This window comes from Segatella copri (assembly GCF_019249765.2).
In the GTDB taxonomy this organism is placed as follows: Bacteria; Bacteroidota; Bacteroidia; order Bacteroidales; family Bacteroidaceae; genus Prevotella; species Prevotella copri_K.
Map to the genome: position 1 here is coordinate 3542476 of NZ_CP152484.1, position 23711 is coordinate 3566186.

At 46.0% G+C, this 23711-nt stretch carries 14 protein-coding genes; 9 read left to right on the forward strand and 5 right to left on the reverse strand.

Annotation, left to right across the window (positions count from 1 at the left end; genetic code table 11):
- The first annotated feature begins 139 nt into the window (after nucleotides 1-139).
- Complete coding sequence (locus tag KUA46_RS15040) at nucleotides 140-1333, forward strand: peptidoglycan DD-metalloendopeptidase family protein (protein WP_153138210.1); 1194 nt, start codon at nucleotides 140-142, stop codon at nucleotides 1331-1333.
- Between the two features lie 210 nt (nucleotides 1334-1543).
- On the opposite strand, the gene KUA46_RS15045 is transcribed toward KUA46_RS15040, so the two are convergent.
- Complete coding sequence (locus tag KUA46_RS15045) at nucleotides 1544-1744, reverse strand: hypothetical protein (protein WP_006848784.1); 201 nt, start codon at nucleotides 1742-1744, stop codon at nucleotides 1544-1546.
- A 21-nt stretch (nucleotides 1745-1765) separates the two neighbouring features.
- Nucleotides 1766-2950, reverse strand: a complete 1185-nt coding sequence (locus KUA46_RS15050) for a phosphoribosylaminoimidazolecarboxamide formyltransferase (RefSeq protein ID WP_022122171.1) — start codon at nucleotides 2948-2950, stop codon at nucleotides 1766-1768.
- A 212-nt stretch (nucleotides 2951-3162) separates the two neighbouring features.
- Between KUA46_RS15050 and KUA46_RS15055 the strand changes: the two genes are divergently transcribed.
- A complete protein-coding gene (locus KUA46_RS15055; protein ID WP_022122172.1) occupies nucleotides 3163-3387 on the forward strand; it encodes a hypothetical protein in 225 nt (74 codons plus the stop codon).
- 155 nt (nucleotides 3388-3542) lie between these two features.
- On the opposite strand, the gene rplS is transcribed toward KUA46_RS15055, so the two are convergent.
- Complete coding sequence (gene rplS / locus KUA46_RS15060; RefSeq protein WP_117695693.1) at nucleotides 3543-3908, reverse strand: 50S ribosomal protein L19; 366 nt, start codon at nucleotides 3906-3908, stop codon at nucleotides 3543-3545.
- Between the two features lie 268 nt (nucleotides 3909-4176).
- On the opposite strand from rplS, the gene KUA46_RS15065 reads away from it, so the two are divergent.
- The 4 genes from KUA46_RS15065 (at nucleotide 4177) to KUA46_RS15080 (ending at nucleotide 10240) form a co-directional block, all read left to right on the forward strand.
- Nucleotides 4177-4953, forward strand: coding sequence for a 5'-nucleotidase C-terminal domain-containing protein (locus KUA46_RS15065; protein ID WP_373122585.1), 777 nt, complete (start codon nucleotides 4177-4179; stop codon nucleotides 4951-4953).
- Between the two features lie 78 nt (nucleotides 4954-5031).
- A complete protein-coding gene (locus KUA46_RS15070; protein ID WP_420377697.1) occupies nucleotides 5032-5865 on the forward strand; it encodes a bifunctional metallophosphatase/5'-nucleotidase in 834 nt (277 codons plus the stop codon).
- 54 nt (nucleotides 5866-5919) lie between these two features.
- Nucleotides 5920-7524, forward strand: coding sequence for a helix-turn-helix domain-containing protein (locus tag KUA46_RS15075; protein WP_218487358.1), 1605 nt, complete (start codon nucleotides 5920-5922; stop codon nucleotides 7522-7524).
- A 178-nt stretch (nucleotides 7525-7702) separates the two neighbouring features.
- A complete protein-coding gene (locus tag KUA46_RS15080) occupies nucleotides 7703-10240 on the forward strand; it encodes a glycoside hydrolase family 31 protein (protein WP_218487359.1) in 2538 nt (845 codons plus the stop codon).
- 332 nt (nucleotides 10241-10572) lie between these two features.
- On the opposite strand, the gene KUA46_RS15085 is transcribed toward KUA46_RS15080, so the two are convergent.
- The gene (locus KUA46_RS15085; protein ID WP_218487360.1) at nucleotides 10573-12243 is read right to left on the reverse strand and encodes a glycoside hydrolase family 43 protein; all 1671 of its coding nucleotides are present in this window, start codon (nucleotides 12241-12243) and stop codon (nucleotides 10573-10575) included.
- A gap of 207 nt (nucleotides 12244-12450) precedes the next feature.
- On the reverse strand, nucleotides 12451-16557 hold the full coding sequence (locus tag KUA46_RS15090; protein WP_256625060.1) for a hybrid sensor histidine kinase/response regulator transcription factor: 4107 nt from the start codon (nucleotides 16555-16557) through the stop codon (nucleotides 12451-12453).
- Between the two features lie 485 nt (nucleotides 16558-17042).
- On the opposite strand from KUA46_RS15090, the gene KUA46_RS15095 reads away from it, so the two are divergent.
- The 3 genes from KUA46_RS15095 to KUA46_RS15105 all read left to right on the forward strand — a co-directional run bounded on the left by KUA46_RS15095 (nucleotide 17043) and on the right by KUA46_RS15105 (nucleotide 23689).
- Complete coding sequence (locus KUA46_RS15095) at nucleotides 17043-18437, forward strand: cellulase family glycosylhydrolase (RefSeq protein WP_218487361.1); 1395 nt, start codon at nucleotides 17043-17045, stop codon at nucleotides 18435-18437.
- 121 nt (nucleotides 18438-18558) lie between these two features.
- The gene (locus KUA46_RS15100; protein WP_217744054.1) at nucleotides 18559-21705 is read left to right on the forward strand and encodes a SusC/RagA family TonB-linked outer membrane protein; all 3147 of its coding nucleotides are present in this window, start codon (nucleotides 18559-18561) and stop codon (nucleotides 21703-21705) included.
- Between the two features lie 19 nt (nucleotides 21706-21724).
- On the forward strand, nucleotides 21725-23689 hold the full coding sequence (locus KUA46_RS15105) for a RagB/SusD family nutrient uptake outer membrane protein (RefSeq protein ID WP_420377695.1): 1965 nt from the start codon (nucleotides 21725-21727) through the stop codon (nucleotides 23687-23689).
- Nucleotides 23690-23711 lie beyond the last annotated feature (22 nt).

Genomic DNA, 23711 nt, shown 5'->3' on the forward strand with positions numbered 1-23711 from the left:
TATCAGATAGTTTTCAAGATAACATCCATTTTTCCTTTTCTGTAAGAACGGAGAGGGAGAAATGGATGTTTTTCAGTTAATAGTTTATAGTTTATAGAATATTTTGAAAATCCGAAAGAAAAAGTAAATAATGAAAAGAATGAAAAAAGGATTGCGGCTATTGGCTGTGGCAGGACTCATGGTGTTCTCGCTGAGCAGTTTTATGCCCGCTAAAAATGTATTCACGGCAGCCGAACAGCAGCAGGTGAGTATTGCAACACCCGGTCTCTTTGCCCAGAGTCAGGCATTTAATGTAGACTTTGAGATATTCCGTGCTAAGGAATATTCCTTCCCGCTTCCTGTGGGCAAAGCAACCCTTCTGAACAATCATGTGTTGCGTATCTCTACCTCTAAAGGCGATGCTGTCAAGGCGATGCTCGAAGGTTATGTGCGACTTTCCAGAAAGTCGGAATCAATGGGTAATGTCATCGTGGTCCGCCACGATTGCGGTCTGGAAACCGTTTATGCCAACAATGCCGAGAACCTGGTTAAGGTAGGACAGCATGTGGATGCCGGACAGACGATTGCCATTGTTGGCTCTAAGGAGGGTGAAACTTATTGCGACTTCTCTATTATGGTGAATGGCGGTAGGTTGAATCCTGAAACTTTCGTAGAGTTGAAATCACATAAGTTGCGCCGCCAGACGGTGCAGTTCCGCAAGCATGGTGCCCGTGTCATCGCTTCGGTTATCGGTGGCAAGGATTCTTCTGTAGGAAGAAATGCTGAGGCTGACAAGGAGGCATCTGGCAAGAAAAAGGGTAGAATAGGAGATGGAATGACGCTCGACCCTGATGAGGTTCATGATCCGTTTACCATTACCAATACTTTCGAGCTTGATTTGGAGAAGATAGAAAAGACAGCCTGGGCTTATCCTTTGCCGGGTGCCAAGGTAATCAGTCCTTATGGTGGCAAGCGCCGCCATTCTGGGGTTGACCTCAAGACGTGCCCGAATGATGAGATTGTGGCTGCCTTTGACGGTACGGTTGTTGCATCAGGTCCCTACTATGGTTACGGCAACTGCATCCGTATCAGGCATGCTTATGGTTTCGAGACGCTCTACAGCCATCAGAGTAGGAACAAGGTGAAGAAGGGCGATAAGGTAAAGGCTGGTCAGGTAATCGGTTTGACGGGCCGCACCGGTAGGGCAACCACAGAGCACCTTCATTTCGAGGTTAGCTTTGATGGTAGACGACTGGACCCAGCCATCATTTATGACCACGGCAAGCATCAATTGAAGCCTGTAACCCTTCATCTAACGAAGGGCAGGGGCGTTAAGAGTGTAAAGAACCAGTAACCGTTTTACTCTTCCCCTGGAATTTGATGACTGTTTAAGAAGAACAGCCCACTAGCGTCTATGTAGCTAGTGGGCTGTTCTTCGAATACTAGTATCCTGTCTTTCGCTTGCCAGTACTCTATTCATGGCTCCTGCTATCAGAAAACAGTTCGCCCGTGCGCTGTTATCATACAGCACACGGGCGAAACATGTATTTATGATAGAGAAGTATTATTTCTTCTTCTGGGATTTACGATTGGCTCTCTGCTGGCGATACTTTGCCTTCTGACGGGCAGAGCCACTACCGTGAGCACCCGTTATGTACTTTTTCTTCTTGGCTTTGGTCTTCACCTTGTCGTCGTCATCCTTCTTAGGACCACCACCGCCCTTGAAGACCATACCGCCCATGATAATATCGTCAATGTCACTCATATACCTTAATTATATAATAAATTAGTGATGGAATAGGCGAACGTGAGTAAACGCCATAGCGATGCCGTACTTGTCGCAGGTATCAATAACGTTATCGTCACGGATACTACCGCCTGCTTCTGCTATGTATTCAACACCACTCTTGTGAGCACGCTCAATATTGTCGCCGAATGGGAAGAAAGCATCACTACCTAATGATACACCCTTGTTCTGTGCAATCCAAGCCTTCTTCTCCTCGCGGGTCAATGGCTCAGGCTTCTCAGTAAAGAACTGCTCCCAAACGCCGTCCTGCAATACATCCTCCCACTCATCAGAGATATAGACATTGATGGTGTTGTCGCGGTCGGCACGACGGATCTTCTCCTTGAAAGGCAGGTTCATCACCTTAGGACACTGGCGCAACCACCATTCATCAGCCTTAGAACCAGCCAGACGGGTACAGTGGATACGGCTCTGCTGACCGGCACCGATACCGATAGCCTGACCATCCTTTACGTAGCATACAGAGTTACTCTGAGTATACTTCAGGGTGATGAGCGAGATAATCAGATCGCGCTTAGCCTCAGGAGTGAAAGTCTTGTTCTTGGTAGGAACATCCTCGAAGAGAGCAGGATCATCGAGCTTCACCTCGTTGCGTCCCTGTTCGAAGGTAACACCGAACACCTGCTTGTGCTCGACAGGAGCTGGCACATAGTCAGGATCAATCTTGATAACGCAGTAGGTACCCTTGCGCTTTTCCTTCAGAACCTCGATAGCCTCAGGAGTATAGCCTGGAGCAATGACACCATCGCTCACCTCACGCTTGATGAGGAGGGCTGTAGCCTCGTCGCATACATCGCTCAGCGCAACAAAGTCGCCATAAGAGCACATGCGGTCAGCGCCACGGGCACGAGCATAGGCACAAGCCAATGGAGAGAGCTCAAACTTGACATCATCAACGAAGTAAATCTTCTTCAATGTGTCGCTCAGAGGCAAGCCGATAGCTGCACCGGCAGGAGAAACGTGTTTGAAACTAGCGGCAGCAGGCATTCCTGTAGCAGCCTTGAGCTCCTTGACCAATTGCCAGGAATTGAAGGCATCCAGGAAGTTGATGTAGCCAGGACGGCCGTTGATCACTTCGATAGGAAGCTCCCTTCCGTCATCCATATAGATGCGAGAAGGTTTCTGATTTGGATTACATCCGTACTTAAGTGCTAATTCTTTCATCTTCTAAGAAATGTATTTTGGAATTTGGCGCAAAGTTACAAAAAATGATTGAGATATTGGACTTCTGTTTCGTAAAAAGCCCTAAAAAACAGCATTTTTATGATATAAAGCACTTTTTTTACCCCAAAACATAAAAAAGTCGGGAAAAATGTACTCAGTTTCATTCTTTTTCAGTACTTTTGTTCCCAGTTAGTAAATATGAGAGGATTGTTATGAAACAGGATTTGAAAGTCCTTGCTGAACACATAGAAAAGAAGGTTGGCAAGGCGCATGTTTTCCACAAAATGTGGGATGTTTTGAAAGGGAAGGAGAAGCCTTCCCGCCAGACTTTGGACAAGCTGGCGCTGCTTGCCGGATTCCAGAGTTGGGATGATTTCCAAGGTGCTTTACACGGCACGGAGGATGGGCTCGTGAATTATGATGCGGGCGAAAAATAAAAGAATGGAGCATGGTTGGTTTAGTAGGCTGCCATGATTTATTTTATTGTAAAGAATAGTTGTTTTTCGGTATAAGATTGTAGATATAAAAAAGGGAATCCGGTCGTGAGACTGGATTCCCTTTATTTTTTTCTGATTAGGTCTCCTAAGAAAAATTATTCTGCACCCTTAGCTACAGTCTTCTTCTCAGCGATACGAGCCTTCTTACCAGTAAGCTTACGCAAGTAATACAACTTAGCGCGACGAACCTTACCACGCTTGTTCACCTCGATAGAATCGATAGCTGGTGACTCGATAGGGAAGATACGCTCAACACCTACAGTACCAGACATCTTGCGAACTGTGAAACGCTTCTTGTCACCATGACCAGAGATCTTGATAACAACACCACGATAGAGCTGGATACGCTCCTTAGTACCCTCGACGATTTTGTAAGCGACTGTGATAGTATCACCTGCCTTGAACTCAGGGAACTTCTTGCCGGTTGCAAATGCTTCTTCAGCAACTTTAATCAAATCCATTTTTTGTATAAAATTAAAAATTGTTTGTCGTTCCAACGCAACATGGACTTGGACAACACTTCTGCCCAGACAACAGCGGTTACGCCGAAAAGCGGGTGCAAAGTTACTACTTTTTCTTGTATCTCGCAAATTTTCAGACACTTTCTTTCTTTTTTCTCGCAGATTTAACTATTTTTCTTTCTGGTCAGCGTCTTTTCCCACAGATTTCACGGATTTCACAGATTTATTTTGTATTTTTGCACTCCAAAACATTAAGATAACAATAAATATGAAGAAAAAGAATGGTATGAAGGTGGCACTTGCATCAACGGTGATGCTGCTGATGGCAAGTCCGGCTTTCGCCCAGAAATACAAGGTGGCGAAGGTGGAGAGAACCCGAATATTGGTTGATCAGAAATGGGATGCACAGCCTGATGCTGAGGCTGCCAGGTTTATCGCTCCTTATAAGAGTAAGGTAGATAGTATCATGGGCCCTGTTGTTGGTCATATTGCTCATGATATGACCCGTCACCGTCCGGAGAGCGAACTCAGTAACTTGCTCTGTGACATCCTGGTATGGGGTGGCAAGCAGTTTGAAGAACAGCCGGTTTTCGCTGTTTACAATATGGGTGGCATCCGTTCTAATCTTGCCAAGGGTAAGGTTACTGTAGGCGATGTGAACGATATGGCTCCTTTCGAGAACAAAATCTGTTTCCTGACCCTGAAGGGCGATAAGGTTCTGGAGCTTTTCCAGCAGATAGCTCATCGTGGCGGCGAAGGCTTGAGCCATGCTGTAAGAATGGTTATCACCAAGGATGGCAAGTTGAAGAGCGTTACGCTGAACGGTGAACCAGTTGATCCGGAGAAGAGTTACCGTGTTGCAACCCTCGATTATCTTGCCGAAGGTAATGACCAGCTCGTAGCCTTCAAGAGCGGAACCGATGTCTTTGCTCCTAAGCAGAAAGAGAACAATGTGCGCTACATCATCATGAATTATTTCCGTGAGATGCAGGCACAGGGCAAGGTGGTGGAATCTAAGATTGAAGGCCGCTGCGTGGTAGAATAGTTGATAGTTAATAGTTTATAGTTGATAATTCTGATGAAACATACATTATTATATATAGGTCTGGCTCTGGCATCCTTCATGATGCAGCCGGCAGCCGTTCAGGCTAAAACTAAGAAAGAGGCAAAGGTGGTAAAGCAGCTCGTAGTGCTCCATACCAACGATACGCATTCATGCGTGATGCCCATCAATCCGAATCTCGCAGATACGGCAACCGCCAATCGTGGCGGTTTCCTCCGTAGGGTGGCGATGATCAGTCAGGAACGTAAGGCGAATCCCGACTTGCTGCTCTTTGACAGTGGCGATTTCTCACAGGGTTCACCTTATTACTCTCTCTTCAAGGGAGATGTGGAAGTAGGATTGATGAACGAGATGAAATATGATGCTGCTACCATCGGAAATCATGAGTTTGATTTCGGAATCGACAACATGGTGCGCATCTTCAAGATGGCGAAGTTTCCTATCGTCTGCTCCAACTATGATTTCACCGGTACCGAACTGGCAAATATCGTAAAGCCTTACACCATTATCAAGCGCAAGGGACTGAAGATTGGCGTTTTCGGCTTGTGTCCGGAACTTGCCGGTCTGGTAATTGAAGCCAACTATGGCTGCATCAAGTATCTCGATCCTATCGCCAAGGCAAAGGAAATGACAGAGATATTGAAGAAGAAAGAGAAGTGTGATGTCATCATCTGCATCTCCCACCTGGGCTGGAAGATAGATGGCATCGACGATTCTGAGGTAGCCCCAGCCACCCGTGACATCGACCTGATACTGGGCGGTCATAGCCATACCTACTTCAAGCAGTTGGAGTATCTGAATAATCTCGATGGCAAACCGGTGCCAATCGACCAGAACGGCAAGAGCGCTATCTGGGTTGGCAAGATGACTTTGGATATCGTAAAGAATAAATAAAAGAAGAAGGTAGATACCTGGCAAAACGCGAGGTGTCAGCCTTCTTAAGAATCCATGAGAAGTTATAAACCATATATCATCAAACTATGCATCGTTTTCCTCTGCTTTTGGGGCTGGATACTTACCGGTTCAGCCCAGAAGGTAGAGACAAACGATTATTTCTATGTGCTCAATACCCAACAGGGCCTTTCTGATAATTGTATCCTACAGATGATACAGTTGGCAGATGGCAGGTTGGCAGTGAGAACTCGCAAGGGCATCAATCTCTACAATGGAAGGCGTTTCACCTTTATCCCTCTTCCTGCAGAAAAGGCAGAAAGCATCACGAAATACAAGGGGCAGACGCATCTTTATGCTGATAGCCAGGATAGACTTTGGGTAAAGGAATATCAGAAGATATTCTGTATTCAGCTTGCAGAGGGCAGACTTCAGGAGCATCCCCTTGATTCTCTGCCAGAAAATGGAAAAGAGAATAAGATGAGGATAATCCCAAACACTCCTACTGGGAATGCTATTCAGGACCTGTTTGTAGATAGCAGGAAGAATGTCTGGGTTGTTATGGGTGATTCGCTGCTCAATACGCAGGATGGTAATCTGATTCATTTGAAGAAGGAATGGGGGTATCTGCAGGATTTGGATACCGATGGCAAACAGGTTTATGCTTTCATGGATTCGGGAATCGTGGCGGTTTTTCAGAAAGATAAGCTTGTTTATGCCGCTTCTGCCTATTCAACAGCCGAAGCTCAGCATTATCGGAATACCTCGCTCACTATTCAGACGCTGAGCGGACAGTTTTACCAGATTAGGACCGGACGTGGTGAGAAGAACAAGGCGGATGCTTCCATTTTCCTGCATTTTAATCCGGAAACCCGGAAGTTTGCCAGGATATTCGCATGCGATTACATCTTGCATACATTGAATATGTCATCAGACAATCAGGCTTTGATCAGCAGTCAGCATGGTTATCTGATGTTCGACTTCAAGTTGGGAACTACTCCACGCGAGGTAAGGGAATTGTCTTTACCTGATGGAAAATCGCTCACCACGGGCATCAATACAGTTTATCGGGATAAGGAAGGAGCCATCTGGCTGGGAACCTATCACGATGGTTTAATCTATGTTTCGCCTATGTTGGGTCTCTTTTTTACGATAGACCAGCCCTGGTGGAAGTCGGGATGGGCGATAGCTGGCTTTGTTGTCTTCCTTGCGACTTTGGTGGGCATTATCACTCTTTATCTTCGTAGAAGAAAGAGGATAAATGTAATAAATACTGATTCTATTAAAGATGAAGTTCCTTTATTGCCAGCGGATAGCCAGCAGCAGGAAACAGCCGAAACTCTTAATCAGGAGCCCGAGCTGATACTTCAGGTGCGTGCTCTGGTAGAACAGCATCTTGAAGATGGCGAATATGGTGTAGAGCAACTGGCGAGGGACCTCTGCATGGAGCGGACGGGACTTTATAAAAAGCTGACGGCTCTGATCGATACTACACCTGTTGCATTTATCCGCAGTATCCGCCTTCATCGTGCAGCTTCTTTGCTTCAGGAAGGCAAACTCACCGTGAATGAAATTGCGGAGAGGACGGGCTTCAGTTCGCCCAGTTATTTCACAAAGTGTTTTAAGAAGGAATTTGGCGTATTGCCTTCAGAATATAGATAAATCGTGCCGGAATAGCCTTGGAAGGGGCTTTTTCGGTATGATTCAACAAATGTATCACTCGAATCATCATTTGTTTTATCCCTTTTCTAACATTTAGCATTACCTTTGCAGCAGAAATCCAATCCTATGTATTTGGAATTGGATAAATCATAAACCCTCTAATAAAATAAACAAAAGTATGCTAAGAAATTTATCTCTCATTGCCCTTTTGGGCATCGCTGCCGTTGGTGTTCCAAGTGAACTCAGCGCCAAGAGCGTAAAGGTGGCAAGCACCCAGAAAGGTGCGGCTGCCAAGTCCATCACCCGTCAGGTGGCTCAGCAGAATGTAACCATCGAATTCTATTCACCATCCATCGTCCGTATCTTGAAATCAGATGCCGGTGTTGGTGCTTCCGTTCAGAAGAAAAGCTATTCTGTCATCTTGAAACCTCAGCAGATGAAGGGTATTCAAATACAGGAAAACGGGGATATTGTAAATATTAAGTCTAGTTTCATTTCCGTCGAACTGAATCAGCAGACAGGCGAAATCCGTTTCCTTTCGAAGGATGGAAAACTGCTTCTTACCGATACGAAGACCCGTCTGGAAGCCCGCAAGGATGAAGCCAACAAGGGTAAGTACCGCATAGAGCAGGACTTCCGTCTTGCCGACGACGAGGCCATCTATGGCTTGGGACAGCTGCGTGATGTTTACATGAATCAGCGTGGCCGCCAGAATATTGAACTCTGGAATCATAACACTTACATTGCTATCCCTTATTTCACCAGCGAGAAAGGCTATGGTCTTTACTGGGACAATGCGGGAAAAACCTATTTCAATGATGTGGTAGCATCCAGGAACAATAGCAACCAGCCATCATGCACTTCCTTTACCAGCGAAGTGGGAACCTGCGCTGACTACTATTTCATGTACAAGGATGGTACGCAGGATGGAGTCATCGCCAGCATCCGTGAACTCACCGGACAGGCTACGATGTTCCCGAAATGGGCAATGGGCTTCTGGCAATGCCGCGAGCGCTATAAGACCAGCGATGAACTGGCAGGCGTATTGGACAAGTATCGTGAACTGAAGATTCCTACTGATGCCATCGTGCAGGATTGGCAATATTGGGGATGCGATTCCAACTGGAATGCGATGAAGTTCCAGAACCCATATTATATTAATAAGGTGGGCGACCCAGCTTATGCCAAGTATCTTCCTACTGATATGAAGCAGATGAAGGCACAGGGAGAGCCTCGACTGAAGAGTCCGGAGGAGATGGTGAAGTATGTTCATAAGAACGATGCCCACCTGATGATTTCCATTTGGTCAAGTTTTGGTCCTTGGACCGAACAGTATCGTGAGCTGAAGAAGATGAATGCTCTCCTTCCTTTCGATACCTGGCCAAGAAACAATGGCGTGATGCCATACGATGTTTTCAATCCGAAGGCTCGCGACCTCTATTGGAAATATCTTTCTCATCTCTACCAAATGGGATTCGATGCCTGGTGGACCGATTCTACGGAACCAGACCATTTTGAGAAGCCGGGTGATGAGAACTACCAGACCTACGACGGTTCATGGCTTGGAGTGAAAAACGCCTTCCCATTATTGCATAACAAGAGCATCTATGAGCATCAGAGAGCGATGAAGGGTAACGAAAAGCGTTCGCTCCAGATGACCCGAAGCGGCAGTTTTGGTATACAGCATTATGGCACTCTCTGCTGGAGCGGCGATGTGTTAGCTTCCTGGAACGAGATGAAGAATCAGATTCCATCGGGTTTGAACTTCTCGCTCTGTGGCATTCCTTTCTGGAATACCGACCTGGGTGGTTTCTTCTACTGGGAGTTTGAACAGAATCCTAAGAATCCTGCTGTTCAGGAATTGCAGACCCGTTGGATGCAATGGGGAACCTTCATGCCATTGATGCGCAACCACTGTTCTGCACCGATGGTAAGCGAACTGTATGAATTCGGAAAGCCTGGCGACTGGGCTTATGATGCCATGATTAAGAGCATCAAGCTGCGCTATCGTCTCCTTCCTTATATTTACAGTACAGCAGGCGACTGCGTGCAGAATAGCGGAAGCATGATGCGTGCCCTGGTGATGGACTATGCGGCAGACAAAAAGGCTTCCCGCCTGAACGATGAGTATCTCTTCGGCCGCAACATTCTGGTGAAGCCGGTAACCGATCCTTTATACACCTGGAAGGATAAGGAGAAGAAGGGCCATACCATCTATCCTGATGTAAGGAAGGCAGCTGCGCCTGTGAATGTTTACTTGCCAAAGGGTAATAAATGGTATGATTTCTGGAGCAATGCTCTGTATGAGGGTGGCCAGGATATCCAGCGCCTTTGTCCTATCGACATCATGCCTGTATTCATCAAGGCTGGTACCATTCTGCCATTCGGTCCTGATGTACAATACAGTTCTGAGAAACCTTGGGATGAGCTTGAAATCCGTGTCTATCCTGGTGCCAATGGAACGTTTACGCTCTATGAGGACGAGGGCGACAACTATAACTACGAAAAGGGTAAATTCTCTGAAATCAAGTTTGTGTGGGATGAAGCAGGAAGAACCCTGAGCATCGCCTCCCGTAAGGGTAGTTATAAGGGAATGCTCAAGCATCGCAGATTCCACATCGTGCTGGTGGGAGCTGATAGCGGAACAGGCGATCAGCCTATGCAGGCAAGCAAGAGCGTGGAATATGACGGGAAGGCAGTAAAGGTACAACTATAAGATAAACGGTTTTAATAAATCAAATAATAATACTGAGCCCACTTTAATAAAGTAAACAATAAAGAATCTGTGTAAATCTGTGTAATCTGTGGGATTTTTTTATGTCCCACGGATTTCACAGATTTACACAGATTTTTTTGAATTACGTCAGCTCTAATCCATGTTTCATACCTCCTTTTTCTATTGTGAAACTTTTCTGGTAAAAAAAAAGTTGATTCCACTTTTTAAAGTGAAGTCAATACTAAAGAAGAAGGTTGATACCAGGCAAAACGCGAGGTATCAACCTTTTCTTTTATTATCTATTCCTAAAATATTAATCTTTTCTCAAATCCTTATTCCTTGTTGGAAGAAGCATAGAGACCGATGCAGGCACCGATGAAGCCGCCGCTTTTCTGGGTGCTCAGGTTAGAGGCATCTACACCCTTGGCAAGAAGCTGCCAGTTGCCGCCTTCTTCAGCATAATAGAAATCATAATATCTGTCATGACCTTCTACCTTCAGCTTCAGCTTACCTCCCTTGATAGGAGCAGAGGCAATAGTTACGTTGTTCTTCTCGGCACGGGTCAGGGTAATCATCAGCTTGCCATTCTTCATGGTCTTACCCAATACGAAGTTGTGGTCTTCCTTCTGGAGAAGTGCCAAGCCTGCGATATCCTTGTCGTTGCGAGGAGTAAAGTTGATTTCTGTCTCAGCTGTGAAGGTGCCGTGCTGCTGACGTGCCCAGATGGCAGACATCGGCTCACGCTTGTAGATATTGCCTGGCAGGAGGTTGAACTTCAATTTGCCGTTTTCTACCTTGTAACAGTCAACGAAGTCGCGGAGGAACATCCAGCGTGGATTCAACTCTTTCAGACCCACCTTATTGTTATCTGCATCGAAGTTATCCACATAAGAGAAATTGCCTGAGAACTCATTCTTCTTTGCAGGCTTCAAACCAGCCTTCTCTCCAACGGTAGAGATAGGAGTATTCTTGGCAAGAATCTCTGGCCATCCGTTTTTCCAGGTTACAGGCAGGAGATAAGTATCGCGACCTGTGTTGTACATATCCTCTTCATAAGGACGGCAAGCCAGGAATACAGCCCACCAGTTACCCTTGCCATCTTCTACGATGTCTGCATGACCGGCACTTGATACTGGGTCCTTGCGGTTAGGGTCGAGACCGGTACGCTGGGTAAGAATAGGGTTGTTAGGGCATTCCTCCCATGGTCCCATCGGTTTCTTGGCACGCAGGATAACCTCGCTGTGCCATCCGCCTGTACCACCTTCGGCGCACATCAGATAATAGAACTTGCCCTTCTTGAAGAGGTGAGGACCTTCAATCCAGATAGGACGAGCCTCTACATGGGTTCCGCCACGCAGAATCTCCTTGAAGTCGCCCTTGATGCTGTCGCCCTTCACGTCGAATTCGAAGCAGCGGATAGCACGCTGACCCTCATAGTCGGCACCGCCAACTACCGGACCGTTATGCACGATATATCCCTTTCCGTTGTCATCGAAGAAGAAGCTAGGGTCGATGCCGTCAATCTTCTTCAGATAGATAGGCTCGCTCCAGCCTTTGGAAGGATCTTTTGATTTCACAAAGAAGTTGCCGGCTCCCACATTGGTGGTAATCATATAGAAGGTTTTGTTCTTCTTGTTATAGCTGATGGCTGGTGCGAAGATACCGGCTGATACCTGCTGGCCCTTCAATGGAACCTGTGATGTGCGGTCGAGAACATGACCGGCAGGCTGCCAGTTGACCAGGTCTTTACTGGTTGAGAGAGGCACACCTGGGAAGAAGGTAAACGAAGAGTTTACCAGATAGTAGGTGTCGCCCACGCGACAGAGGGATGGGTCTGGATAGAAACCAGCCAGTACCGGGTTGTAATACTGGTGAGTCTTGTCGATTTCAACATTGAAGCGAGCGTCATTTCCCGCATACTTGAAATAGTCAAACTCAGCTGTCTGCGCCTGTGCAGCGGCTGCAAGCGTCAGGGAAAGCGATAAGATTGCAATTTTCTTCATTTTATTATAGGATTAAAATTTACAGAATGAGTATCTGAACTCATGGCTGAAACATGTATTCAGATTACTGCTGCAAAGTTACCGCTTTCCTTTTAAATATACCCCCACAGCATGTTACCAACACTTTGCGAGGCGTATCATAAATATCTCTATTTGTAACAAATACTTTATTTTTGGAAACATCTGGCCTTTTCTGCAGTGAAAAGGCTAGATTTTCCGGTGAGCCTGCATATAATCGCGAGGCGAAGAGCCATAGAAGTTCTTGAACATGGTGCTGAAGCTTGCTGGGTTGGAGAAACCGCAGGTAAACATGATGTCTGATATCGTCTTGTTAGAGTGGCTCAGCAACTTTTCGGCATATTGCAGACGGGTATTGCGGATGAAGGCATGTGGAGTCTGGTTGGTCAGTTCCTTCATTCGGCGGTGCAGATGCACACGGCTCAGTCCTACTTCGCGGGCAATCATATCCACACTCAGGTCCTCATTATCCATGTTATCATTGATTACCTTCATCACCTGTTCCATCAGCTGGTCTTTTGGCGACAGACCTTTTTCTATCGCGATCTGCCTGTCGCTCTGGCTCTCGTTGCCCATAAACTTGTTTTTCAAAGTACGGCGCACGTTAAGCAGGTTGATGATGGTGCGGCGCAGAATGTCCATATTGAACGGCTTCACCAAATAGGCATCGGCACCCGACTGCAAACCGGTCAGCTGGTCTTCCTCTCTGCTCATCGCTGTGAGCAGAATCACCGGAATGTGGTTGGTGTTCACATTGTTCTTGATCTTGGTACAGAGCGTATTGCCGTCCATCTCTGGCATCATGATGTCTGTGATAACGAGGTTTGGCTTCTGCTTGATAATCTCCGGCAGCGCCTCCTTTCCGTTGCAGAAGGTAAGGATATTGTAGGTCTCCTGTAGTTGGGTCTTCAGGAAATTACGTATTGCCTCATCGTCTTCTACCACAGCGATGGTGCTCTTTGCCTTGCTTATGAAATCTTCTTCGGCGTCATTGGCTGTATCGGCACTATTCTCCTTTTTTCCTTCCTCCATGTTTTCTTCCAGTTCCCTGATGTCTTCAGCAGCCTGTGGCTCCGGTGCATCTATCATTTCTTCCGGTTTCAGATGCTCGTTGCCCAGAGGCAGCGTGATGAGGAACTGGCTTCCTTCCTTCCAGTCGGCTTCATCAAGTGTCTTGTTGTTGGCGGCTGTAATGGTTCCGTAGTGCAGTTCCACGAGCGAGCGCGTCAGGTCGAGACCGATTCCCGTACCTACATTCCGGTCAGTAGAAGTGGTGGTACTCTGATAGAAGCGCTGGAAAATCGTTTCGAGCTTTTCCTCCTGAATGCCCTTGCCGCTGTCCTTGATGGCGATGCGGACATGATGAGGCGAGTGGGAGAGGGTGATACGGATTCTGCCGCCTGTCGGTGTAAACTTGAAAGCGTTTGACAGGACATTCATCAATACCTTGTCAAAGTTGTCGCGGTCTATCCATACCGGGAGGGTCTCGTCTTCGTGCTCAAAGGTGAATTGGATACTCTTGGCTATCGCCTGCTGGCAGAAGAGTTTGTATTCATCGCCAATAAAGGCAACCATATCAGTTTCGCTCATGTGCATCACCATTTGTCCCTTGTCAATCTTTCTCAGGTCCATCATCTGGTTAATCAGGTGCAGGATTCGTTCCGAGTTCTTACGCATCATATCGTAGATGCCCTGTCGGTGAGCGTCTTTGTCTTCCTTAATCAGCGTGAACAGCGGAGTGAGGATAAGGGTCAATGGGGTACGGATTTCGTGGCTGATGTTCATGAAGAATTTCAGTTTTGCTTCGCCCATCTCTTCCGCATGGATATGCTGCTGCAATATAAGCTGGTCTTCCATCTTGCGTTTGCGGTGCTTGATGTAGAGCAGACAGAGCGCCAGGAAGGCAAGCAGATAGCAGAGTCTTGCCCAGATGCTGGCGTACCAGGCTGGGTGAACGATAATGGAGAACTCCTTGACAGGGGTTTCGTATCCGTTGCAGATGGCCTTGACACGGAACTTATAGGTACCTGCTGGCATGTGTGAGAATGACAGCTCGTTCATGCCAGACTGTATGGTTCGCCAATCCTCACCATTGATGCTGTAGGCGTAACTGATCTGCTCTACATTATTATATGTAAGAGTAGACAGGTGGATGGTGAAGGTGTTGTCTTCATGAGATAAGGAGAACTCGTCGCTGTTGTAGGCGTCTTTGTCGGTGATAGTATAGATGCCCGATTTCATATCCTGGTATACAGGTTTGTTGCCCACAAGAAGTCCTGATATGGTAACTTTTGCCTGCCAAGGATGCTGTTTCACCTTGTCCGTATCAAACCAGTTGATACCACCGGTTCCGCCCATCGCCAGCATCTTTCCTCCCCAGAGCGTGCAGGCTGCTGCATCGCTGAACTCATTGCTCTGCAAGCCATTGTCTGAGTAGTACTTGTTGATGGTACCTTTTTCTGTATCTACCTGGTTTAAGCCACAGGTAGTTCCTATCCAGATTCTGCCCTTGTAATCTTCTATGATGCTGGCTACGCTGTTGTCTGAAAGTCCAAGTTCTGTGTTATAGATCTTCGGATGAGCATATCCGTTCTTCGGATCATAGCAGATTGCGCCGTCTTCAGTGCCAAACCATACGCGGTTCTTGCTGTCAGAATAAACGCAATGTGAGAAACTGCCCTTGCTCAGACAGTTGACGCCACCGAAAGTGGAAGTCCAGCTGTTTTTTTGCTGGTCATAGCAAGCCAGACCCACAGAAGTGGCTACGAAAACCCGCTTACCATCTTTTGAGATGCTAAGTTTTACGAGGTAATCATTAGGAATGCTATTCTTTTTCGGGTTGTTGTCGGCACCATCTTGTTTTTTCCATTGCTTGATGCTTCCATCTGGAGAAAGGCGGAAAAGTCCTTTGCCCATGGTAGCAAACCATATATTGCCCTGCGGGTCTTCCTGGATATCGAAGATGCCCGCCTGGTTGCCAATGCCTAGGCTGAATGGATGGAAAGATCCCCCCGCATCTATAAATCCGATACCGTCAGTATAGGTTCCTACCCATGTTCTGTCCTTCTGGTCTTTGCAGAGTGACAGTACCGTGGTGTTGCTTAATAAATGGCTGTTGATACTACCGGTTTTTATGTCAAAGAGGTAAAGACCATCCTTGTCGGTGCCTACCCAGACTTGATCGCCCTGGTTGACACACAGGCTTGTGATGCTGTTTTCGCCTATCACGTTGCGGTTGCCCAAACGGTAGCCCATATAGTTGAAATCGCATTGAGCCTGCGATTGCATGAATACGCCCTTCTGGAGCATACTCACCCAGATGTTTCCCGTAAAATCTTCTATAATGCTGTTAATCTTGCTCTTGGCAAGATTTACTTCACGGCTGAACAGAGGATTATTTTGCAAGAATCCTGTTACAGGATTATACACGAAGATACCCATACCATCGCAACCGATAAACAAGCGCTGGTCGCGGCTGATATAGATGTTGTCAATAGGAAGATTGCCTATGCCGGCTATCTTGGTGAAGATGGTTGAACCTGCCTTGAGAAGGTAAATACCATCATTCTTGGTAGCAAGATAGATGTTGCCCTTGTCGTCTTGCCTGATATCTTGTGTGTTAAGTTGCTCTGTTCCCATGATGCGTGAAACAAGCTTGCCGTTCTTTTCTTTCCGTAACAGCTTTCCGTTTTCCAGGATAATCCAGAGCCTTTCTTGTTTGTCTTCCAGAATCTTATGTATGTATTTCAGGTTCTCCACTTCTCCTTTCATGGTGTAACAGGCGTCTGCATCTATTTTCTTGGTCATGATGCCGTAACCGGAGGTAACGACAGCAATATCGCCATTGTGCAAACGGCTTACCTGGGTAACGTAAGTGCTTATAGGCTTATTTCTTGAATCGAGCATAGGTACGTTGCAGAACCTTTTACCATTAAGTATAAGTAGCGACTTATTTGTTCCCAGCACAATACGCCCCTTTTCATCCTGTGTTATACAGTTGATATAGTTGCTGTTGAGCCCGTTACAGTTGTTGTAGGCTTTTCTGACGACCATAAAGTTATAGCCATCATAGATATTCAAGCCGTTACGGGTGGCAATCCAAATGAAACCATTTGAATCCTGGAACACCTGAGTGGCAAGGTTGCTCGAAAGCTGGTTGTCTGAATTGAAAAATTTTCCTCTCTGCGCCATCATGTTCTGTGCAGTGAGACAGAAGATAAACATCAGTAAAAGAGCGATGTATCTCACTATTCTGAGGTTTGATTTCATGGAAATCATCATGATTTTTGGTTTCATTGTCTTTCGATTTTTTTATATTCGTTTGCAAAAATACAAAATAAATGGGAGAATAATGCATGGAAGAGTAAGTTTTTTACGAGAATGTATCAAAAAAGATGTTAAAATGTTACGTAGGGTAAAGTTAATGCTACGTGTGATACGGCAGCAAAAGTATTGGTTACTTATCATAAAGTGTATATGAAAGATTAGGAGTATCTTTGCATCGTTTTTAATTAGGTTGTTTTTTAACAGTTTTGATTATGTAGGTTAGTTAGGTTTATAAATAGGTTTATGAAATTAGGTTTAAGATTTTCAAAGGATTTAGATATTATGGTTTTTATATAGAATCATGATTAATTGGTTTTCGGGAATGGTGCGTAGTGATTACGCGCCATTCTATTTTAAAAGACCAGCATCCTTTTCTGTAAACTGGAACCTGGCAATCCTTCATAATATAATAAGGTGACTGACAATAAATGATAAATCTAAAAATAATTATAACAATGAAAAGAAAGAAATTGTTAATATCACTCGCTATGACTATGCTGTCAATGGCGGGGCTGGCTGCAGATAATCTGCCGGCACTCCGTGTGCAGGGTAAGAACCTGGTGGATGCCAATGGTAAGATTGTTGTCTTGCATGGTGTGATGGATACGCCAAACCGCTACTTCAACGGCAATCGTTGGGGTACGGGCGGATACAATGTCCCCGACATTACACCTTGTCTCAATTATTTCGAGAAGATGTTTACCGCCATCACTGATAAGGAGCAGGGAGCTTATTGCACCATCTTCCGTCTGCACATGGACCCATGCTGGACCAACTATGATGCGCCAGTAGGAACGGGTGAAAACAATATCCAGTATTTTAGTGAGGCTCGATACAAGATATTCTTGAGCAGACTTTATGTCAAGCTTGTGGAGAAAGCCTTGGCTCATGGACTATATGTAATCGTTCGCCCTCCTGGCGTTTGTCCACAGAATATCAAGGTGGGAGATGAATATCAGGCATATCTTAAGAAGGTGTGGAAACTCTTCGCTTCCAATGCCACCATCCAGAAGAATGCTGGACAGGTGAGCATCGAGCTAGCCAATGAGCCTATTAATGTGTTGCTGGCAAATGGCTCTAAATCAGACAAGGCTCTCCATGATTTCTTCCAGCCTGTGGTAGATGAGATTCGTGCCACTGGCTTCAAGGGTATTATCTGGGTTCCGGGTGCAGGTTATCAGAGCCAATATCAGAATTACGTCAAGTATCCTATCACCGATAGCGAGGACAACTTCTCTTATGCAGTACATGTTTATTCCGGATGGTATGGAAATATGACCGATAAGAATTACGATCACGATACTTTCATCCGCAACTTCAAAAATCAGGTGCCGATGGTAGAGACGAAGCCTATCATGGTAACGGAGATAGACTGGAGTCCGGAAGATCCTGACAAGGCGAGCGAAGGTCACTACAATGAGTGGGGACAGTGGACACAACCTAACTTGGGAAGCTGGGCAACAGCATCTACCTCGAAATGGGGATTGGCATGGAAAGCAGTTCACGACCACTTTGGCAATATCGGTATGACCCTTACCCATCCACAGGAATATTACGATATTGATGAATATCTTAGAACGGGCAAGGTGATTCCTGGTTTCCAGAATGCCAAGAAACACGGATTGTTCGAAGAATGTTGCGGCTATGCCTGTATGAACTGGTATAAAGAGTGGTATTTGAAACAAAATACAACAGAAATTAAACAATTAGAAACCCCGGCAGACGTGGTTTCCACCTTATATTATAATATAGAAGGAAAAGAGGTTGAAAAGCCAACTGCAGGTGTTTATATAATAAAACAACTGTTAAGTAATGGAAAAATACGTTCTCGCAAGGTTTTTCTAAAATGATAAACTTTCTGTTACACCACGCAAAGTTTGTTTCGAAAGAAATCCATACCTTTGCCGCCGTGAATAAACAGTTTTAGCGCACGCCTAAATTTTTAAAGCATAAATCAAAAATGAATAGAACATGATTGAACAAGTGTTAACAATGAAACGGACAGCAGCCTTATGCTTGGTGGGAGCTTTCTGCAGCCTGAATGCTCAGGCACAGAATATCCAGGTCAAGGGTAATCTTGTTGACGGTACAGGTGAGCCTCTGATAGGTGCCACTGTAAAAGTGAAAGGTAATGCCAGCGTCGGTGCGGTCACCGACTTTGATGGTAATTTCAGTATCAGTGTTCCTTCAGAGAATTCTATCCTCGTATTTACATACGTAGGTATGAAGACCAAGGAAGTAAAGATTGGTAAGAAGAGAGATTTCAAACTCTCAATGGAAGACGACAATGCCATCGGCGAAGTTGTAGTCGTTGGTTATGGTCAGCAGAAGAAGGCTTCTGTCGTAGGTTCTATTGCACAGACCACAGGTGAGGTGCTGGAACGTGCTGCCGGTGTCAGCGACATTGGTGCTGCCTTAACTGGTAACCTTCCTGGTGTGGTAACTGTTCAGGGCAATGGTATGCCTGGTGAGGAGGAGCCACAGATCATCATTCGTGGTGCTAGTTCTTGGAACAACAGTGACCCTCTCGTCCTAGTCGATGGTATCGAGCGTCCTATGAGTAGTGTAGACATTGGTTCTGTAGAGAGCATCTCCGTATTGAAGGATGCATCTGCCACTGCCGTTTATGGTGTGAAGGGTGCCAATGGTGTCATCTTGATTACTACCAAGCGTGGTAAGGAAGGCAAGGCTAAGATTGATGTAGGCTTCAACGCTACATTGAAGGCTCCTTCTAAGTTGCCTAACAAGTATGATTCATACGATGCCTTGATGTTCCGCAACAGGGCAGTGGAGCATGAGTTGGGTGTTTCTCCTGAATCTTGGTCTTACATCCGTCCTCAATCATTTATTGAGAACTATCGTAACCAGACTACGGATGAGCAGCGTGAGCGTTATGCTAACGTGGATTGGCAGGATGCCCTCTTCAAGAAGAGCGCCATGTCATATAATGCCAATGTCAATGTGAGCGGTGGTACAAGCTTCGTGAAGTATTTTGCTTCTGCCGACTTTGTACACGAGGGTGACCTCTTCCGTGAGTATGACAATGGTCGTAACTACAACTCTGGCTATGGATACAATCGTATCAATGTTCGTAGTAACTTGGACTTTGCCATCACAAGTAGCACTACTTTGAAGGTAAATGTGGCTGGTAGCAATGGCGTAAGAAAAGCTCCTTGGAGCAACATGAGCAATAGCGAGTGGCAGATAGGACAGCAGTGGGCTGGTGCTTATAACATCGCTCCAGATGTATTCTTGCCTCAGTATAGCGATGGCTCTTGGGGTTATTATCCAAATGCGTCTAACGTAAGTAACTCTGCTCAGAATCTCGCCATCGGTGGTACAGCGCAGGCTACTACTACTCGTATCAATACCGACTTTACCTTGGAGCAGAAACTCGACTTCATCACCAAGGGCTTGAACTTGCGTGGTACCGTTTCTTGGGACAACGTGTTTGTTGAGACGAGCCGTGGTATCAATGACTTGAACAATACAGCTCAGACCAAGTATGTTGATCCGGAGACTGGCAATATAACATATGGTCAGGTATATGAGTCAAACAATAAGTTCGACTGGAAACAGGGCGTTAACTGGAGTACTTCAGGTGGTTCGGTTGATAACAACCAGACTGTTCGCAATCTTTACTATCAGTTGCAGCTCAACTGGGCTCGCAAGTTCGGACAGCATGATGTTACAGCCATGGGCTTGTTCTCTCGTCAGGAGAATGCACGTGGTAGTGTGATGCCTACTTACCGTGAGGACTGGGCGTTCCGTGCTACTTATAGCTATGCTGGTCGTTACAACATCGAGTATAACGGTGCTTACAACGGATCAGAAAAGTTTAGCAAGGACAATCGCTTCGCCTTCTTCAATTCTGGAGCTATCGGTTGGACCATCACTGAGGAAAACTTCATGAAGTATCTTCGTGACAAGCACATCATTGATATGTTGAAGTTCCGTGCATCTTACGGTGAGATTGGTGATGATAACCTGGGCGATCCATTCGACTCTTCTCGTCGTTGGCTTTACATGAACCAGTGGGCATACGGAGGCAACACAGTGATGGATCTTGACCATACCAACAGTATCTACACATGGTATCGCCAGAATACATTGGGTAATAAAGATGTGAAGTGGGAGACTGTGAAGAAGACCAACTTCGGTATTGATTATGGTTTCTTGGGTGGTTTGATTACCGGTTCGCTCGATTTCTTCTGCGACCGTCGTAACGACATTTTGATCTTTGGTGATAACCGCTCCATCCCATCTTACTTTGGTACTACAGCTCCTACTATCAATAAGGGTAAGGTTCGTACCAGTGGTTACGAGTTGGAGTTGAAGCTCAACAAGAAATTTGCCAATGGCATCCGCCTCTGGGGTAACATCAATATGACCCATGCCAAGAATAAGGTAATTTTGAAGGATGACGCTCAGCTCACTCCTAACTATCAGAAGGAGGCAGGCTACTCTATGGGTCAGTATCACTCATACATTGATCGTGGCTTTATCAACGACATCGATGACTTGATAGGTTCTCCAGCTCATGAGTCTAACGACAACCACCGCTTGGTAGGCGATTACTACATCGTAGACTTCAATGGTGATGGTGTGGTAGATAGCAAGGACTCAGCTCCAGTAGGTTATAGCTCAAGCCCTCAGAATACATACAATGCCACTATCGGTATCGAGTATAAGGGCTTCTCTGCTTTCGCTCAGTTCTATGGTGTAACCAATGTAACTCGTGACGTAACCTTGACAAGCTTTGGCAATAAGTTGGACAATGTTTATGACACTGGTACTTGGTGGGACAAGAATGAGTCTTCTCCAGAATCTATCATTCCTCGCTGGGGTGCTACCCAGTCTGATTACAGCAATGGTACTCAGTTCCTCTATGATGGTTCATACATCCGTCTGAAGAACGTAGAGATTGCTTATACTTGGACCAAGGGATGGATCAAGGCTCTCGGTATGAACTACCTCAAGGTATACTTGAATGGTAACAACCTCTGGCTTTGGACTCGTATGCCTGATGACCGTGAGGCTAACCTCGGTGGTGGCGGTTTCCTTGGAGCATATCCTACAGTACGCCGCTTCAACTTAGGTGTTAAATTCTCATTGTAATATTAAAATGAACATTCAAATGAAAAATAAGATAAAGAATTTTTTGTTGATGGGATGCGTCTCGCTGGCTCTCGGCACTTCGCTCAACTCTTGCCAGGACTATCTTGACAAGGAGGCCGATTCTACAGTCTCAGAAAATGACGCATTTGTAAACTTCCGTAACTTTCAGGGTTACGTAGAGGAAATTTACAACTGTATCCCTGATAAGGAAAAATGTAACTGGTGTCCTTCTTGGAACTGGGGTGATGATGAAATCTTCAACCCAGAGGCTGATGGCCGTATGACACACCAGGTAGACTTGGGCAACTTCCGTGCTTGGCAGACCACTGGTAACTGGCTTTACAAGGATGGCAGCAACCCTACATCTACAGATAAGTTCAACCACTCACTTTGGCCACATGCTTGGTATTGCATTCGTAAGGCTAACCAGGGCTTGGCTAATCTCGATAAGTTGGTAGCTAGCAAGGCAGAGAAAGACCTCATTGCTGGTCAGCTTTACTTCTTCCGTGCATGGTGGCACACTGAGTTGATGCAGTACTTTGGTGGTTTGCCATACATTGATACCTATTTGGATCTCAATTCAGAGCTCAATTTGCCTCGTCTCTCTTATCAGGAGTGTGCAGAGAAGGCTGCTGCTGATTATCGCAAGGCTGCCGATTTGTTGCCTATCAACTGGGACAATGAGTATGATGGTGCTGCCACACAGGGCAAGAACGACCTTCGTATCAACAAGATCATGGCACTCGGTTATCTGGGCAAGACTTATCTCTGGGCTGCCAGCCCATTGATGAAGGATGGCGCACAGGTAGGAGCTAGCAAGAATGGCAAGACATACGACTATGATGAGAAGTTTGCCAAGAAGGCAGCTGAAGTCTTCGGTGAGTTGCTCACATTGGTTGAGGGTGGCCAGACACAGTATGGGTTGGCTGAGTTCAAATATAAGGACGTCTACAATCATGAGCGTTCTGCCGATGCTAACTCTTGCTTCTCTGATATCTTCTATACCAAGAAGCAGAACTGGAAAATGCCTGGATCTATTGAGGCTATCTTCCGTGGTCCATCTGCAGACTTCAACGGCTCTAACTGGAATACCTCTAAGGTGTTTGGTCCTAAGGTTGACAAAGTGGTTGGACATGACAATGTGATTCACCAGCCTACAGCTAACTTGATAGCTGCTTACGGTATGGCTAATGGTGAGCCCGCTTACATCGTAGAGAATGGCAAGTTGGTTCCTAACATAGCAGGTGGTTTCGATCCTACTCATCCATATAAGAACCGTGACCCACGCTTCTATCACGACATCGTGTTTGATGGCTTCAAGTATCTGAATGGTACTCCTGGTCAGTGGGCTAACTTGCAGTACTGCCAGTTGTATACAGGTGGCAATATGCGTCCAGTGGCTAATGGCAGCCGTACAGGTTACTTCATCCAGAAGTTGGTGCCTCATACATGTAATGAGGTGGATCGCGACTACGATTGGGGTTCAGCATTCCACTGTTACTTGCCATATATGCGTCTGGCTGACATCTATCTGATGTATGCTGAGGCTTGTGCTGCGTTTGGTGGTGCTTCTGGCAAGGCTACTAACTTTAGCAAGACTGCTGAGGATGCCATCAATACCCTTCGTGATCGTTGTGGCGCTGGTCATGTGGCTCCAGAGTATGTAGCTGAGCCACATAAGTTCATGGACGAGGTTCGCCGTGAGCGTGAGGTGGAACTTGCTTTCGAGGGCTTCCGTTTCAACGACTTGCAGCGCTGGTTGCTCCTGACCGAGGCTCCTTACAATGTAAAGTACTCTGATGAGTTTGACCGTGTGGAGGGTGCCGATTTCTACAAGAATAATGACCCAGCTGATGCTCAGGTGGCTGGCTTCCACCAGGAAGCGATCTTGACTCGTCACTTCACAGCCAAGCACTATTGGTTCCCATTGCCTATCAAGGATGTTTATCTCTATCAAGAGCTTAGTCAGAATCCTGGTTGGTAAAATAACATTATATAGTAATACT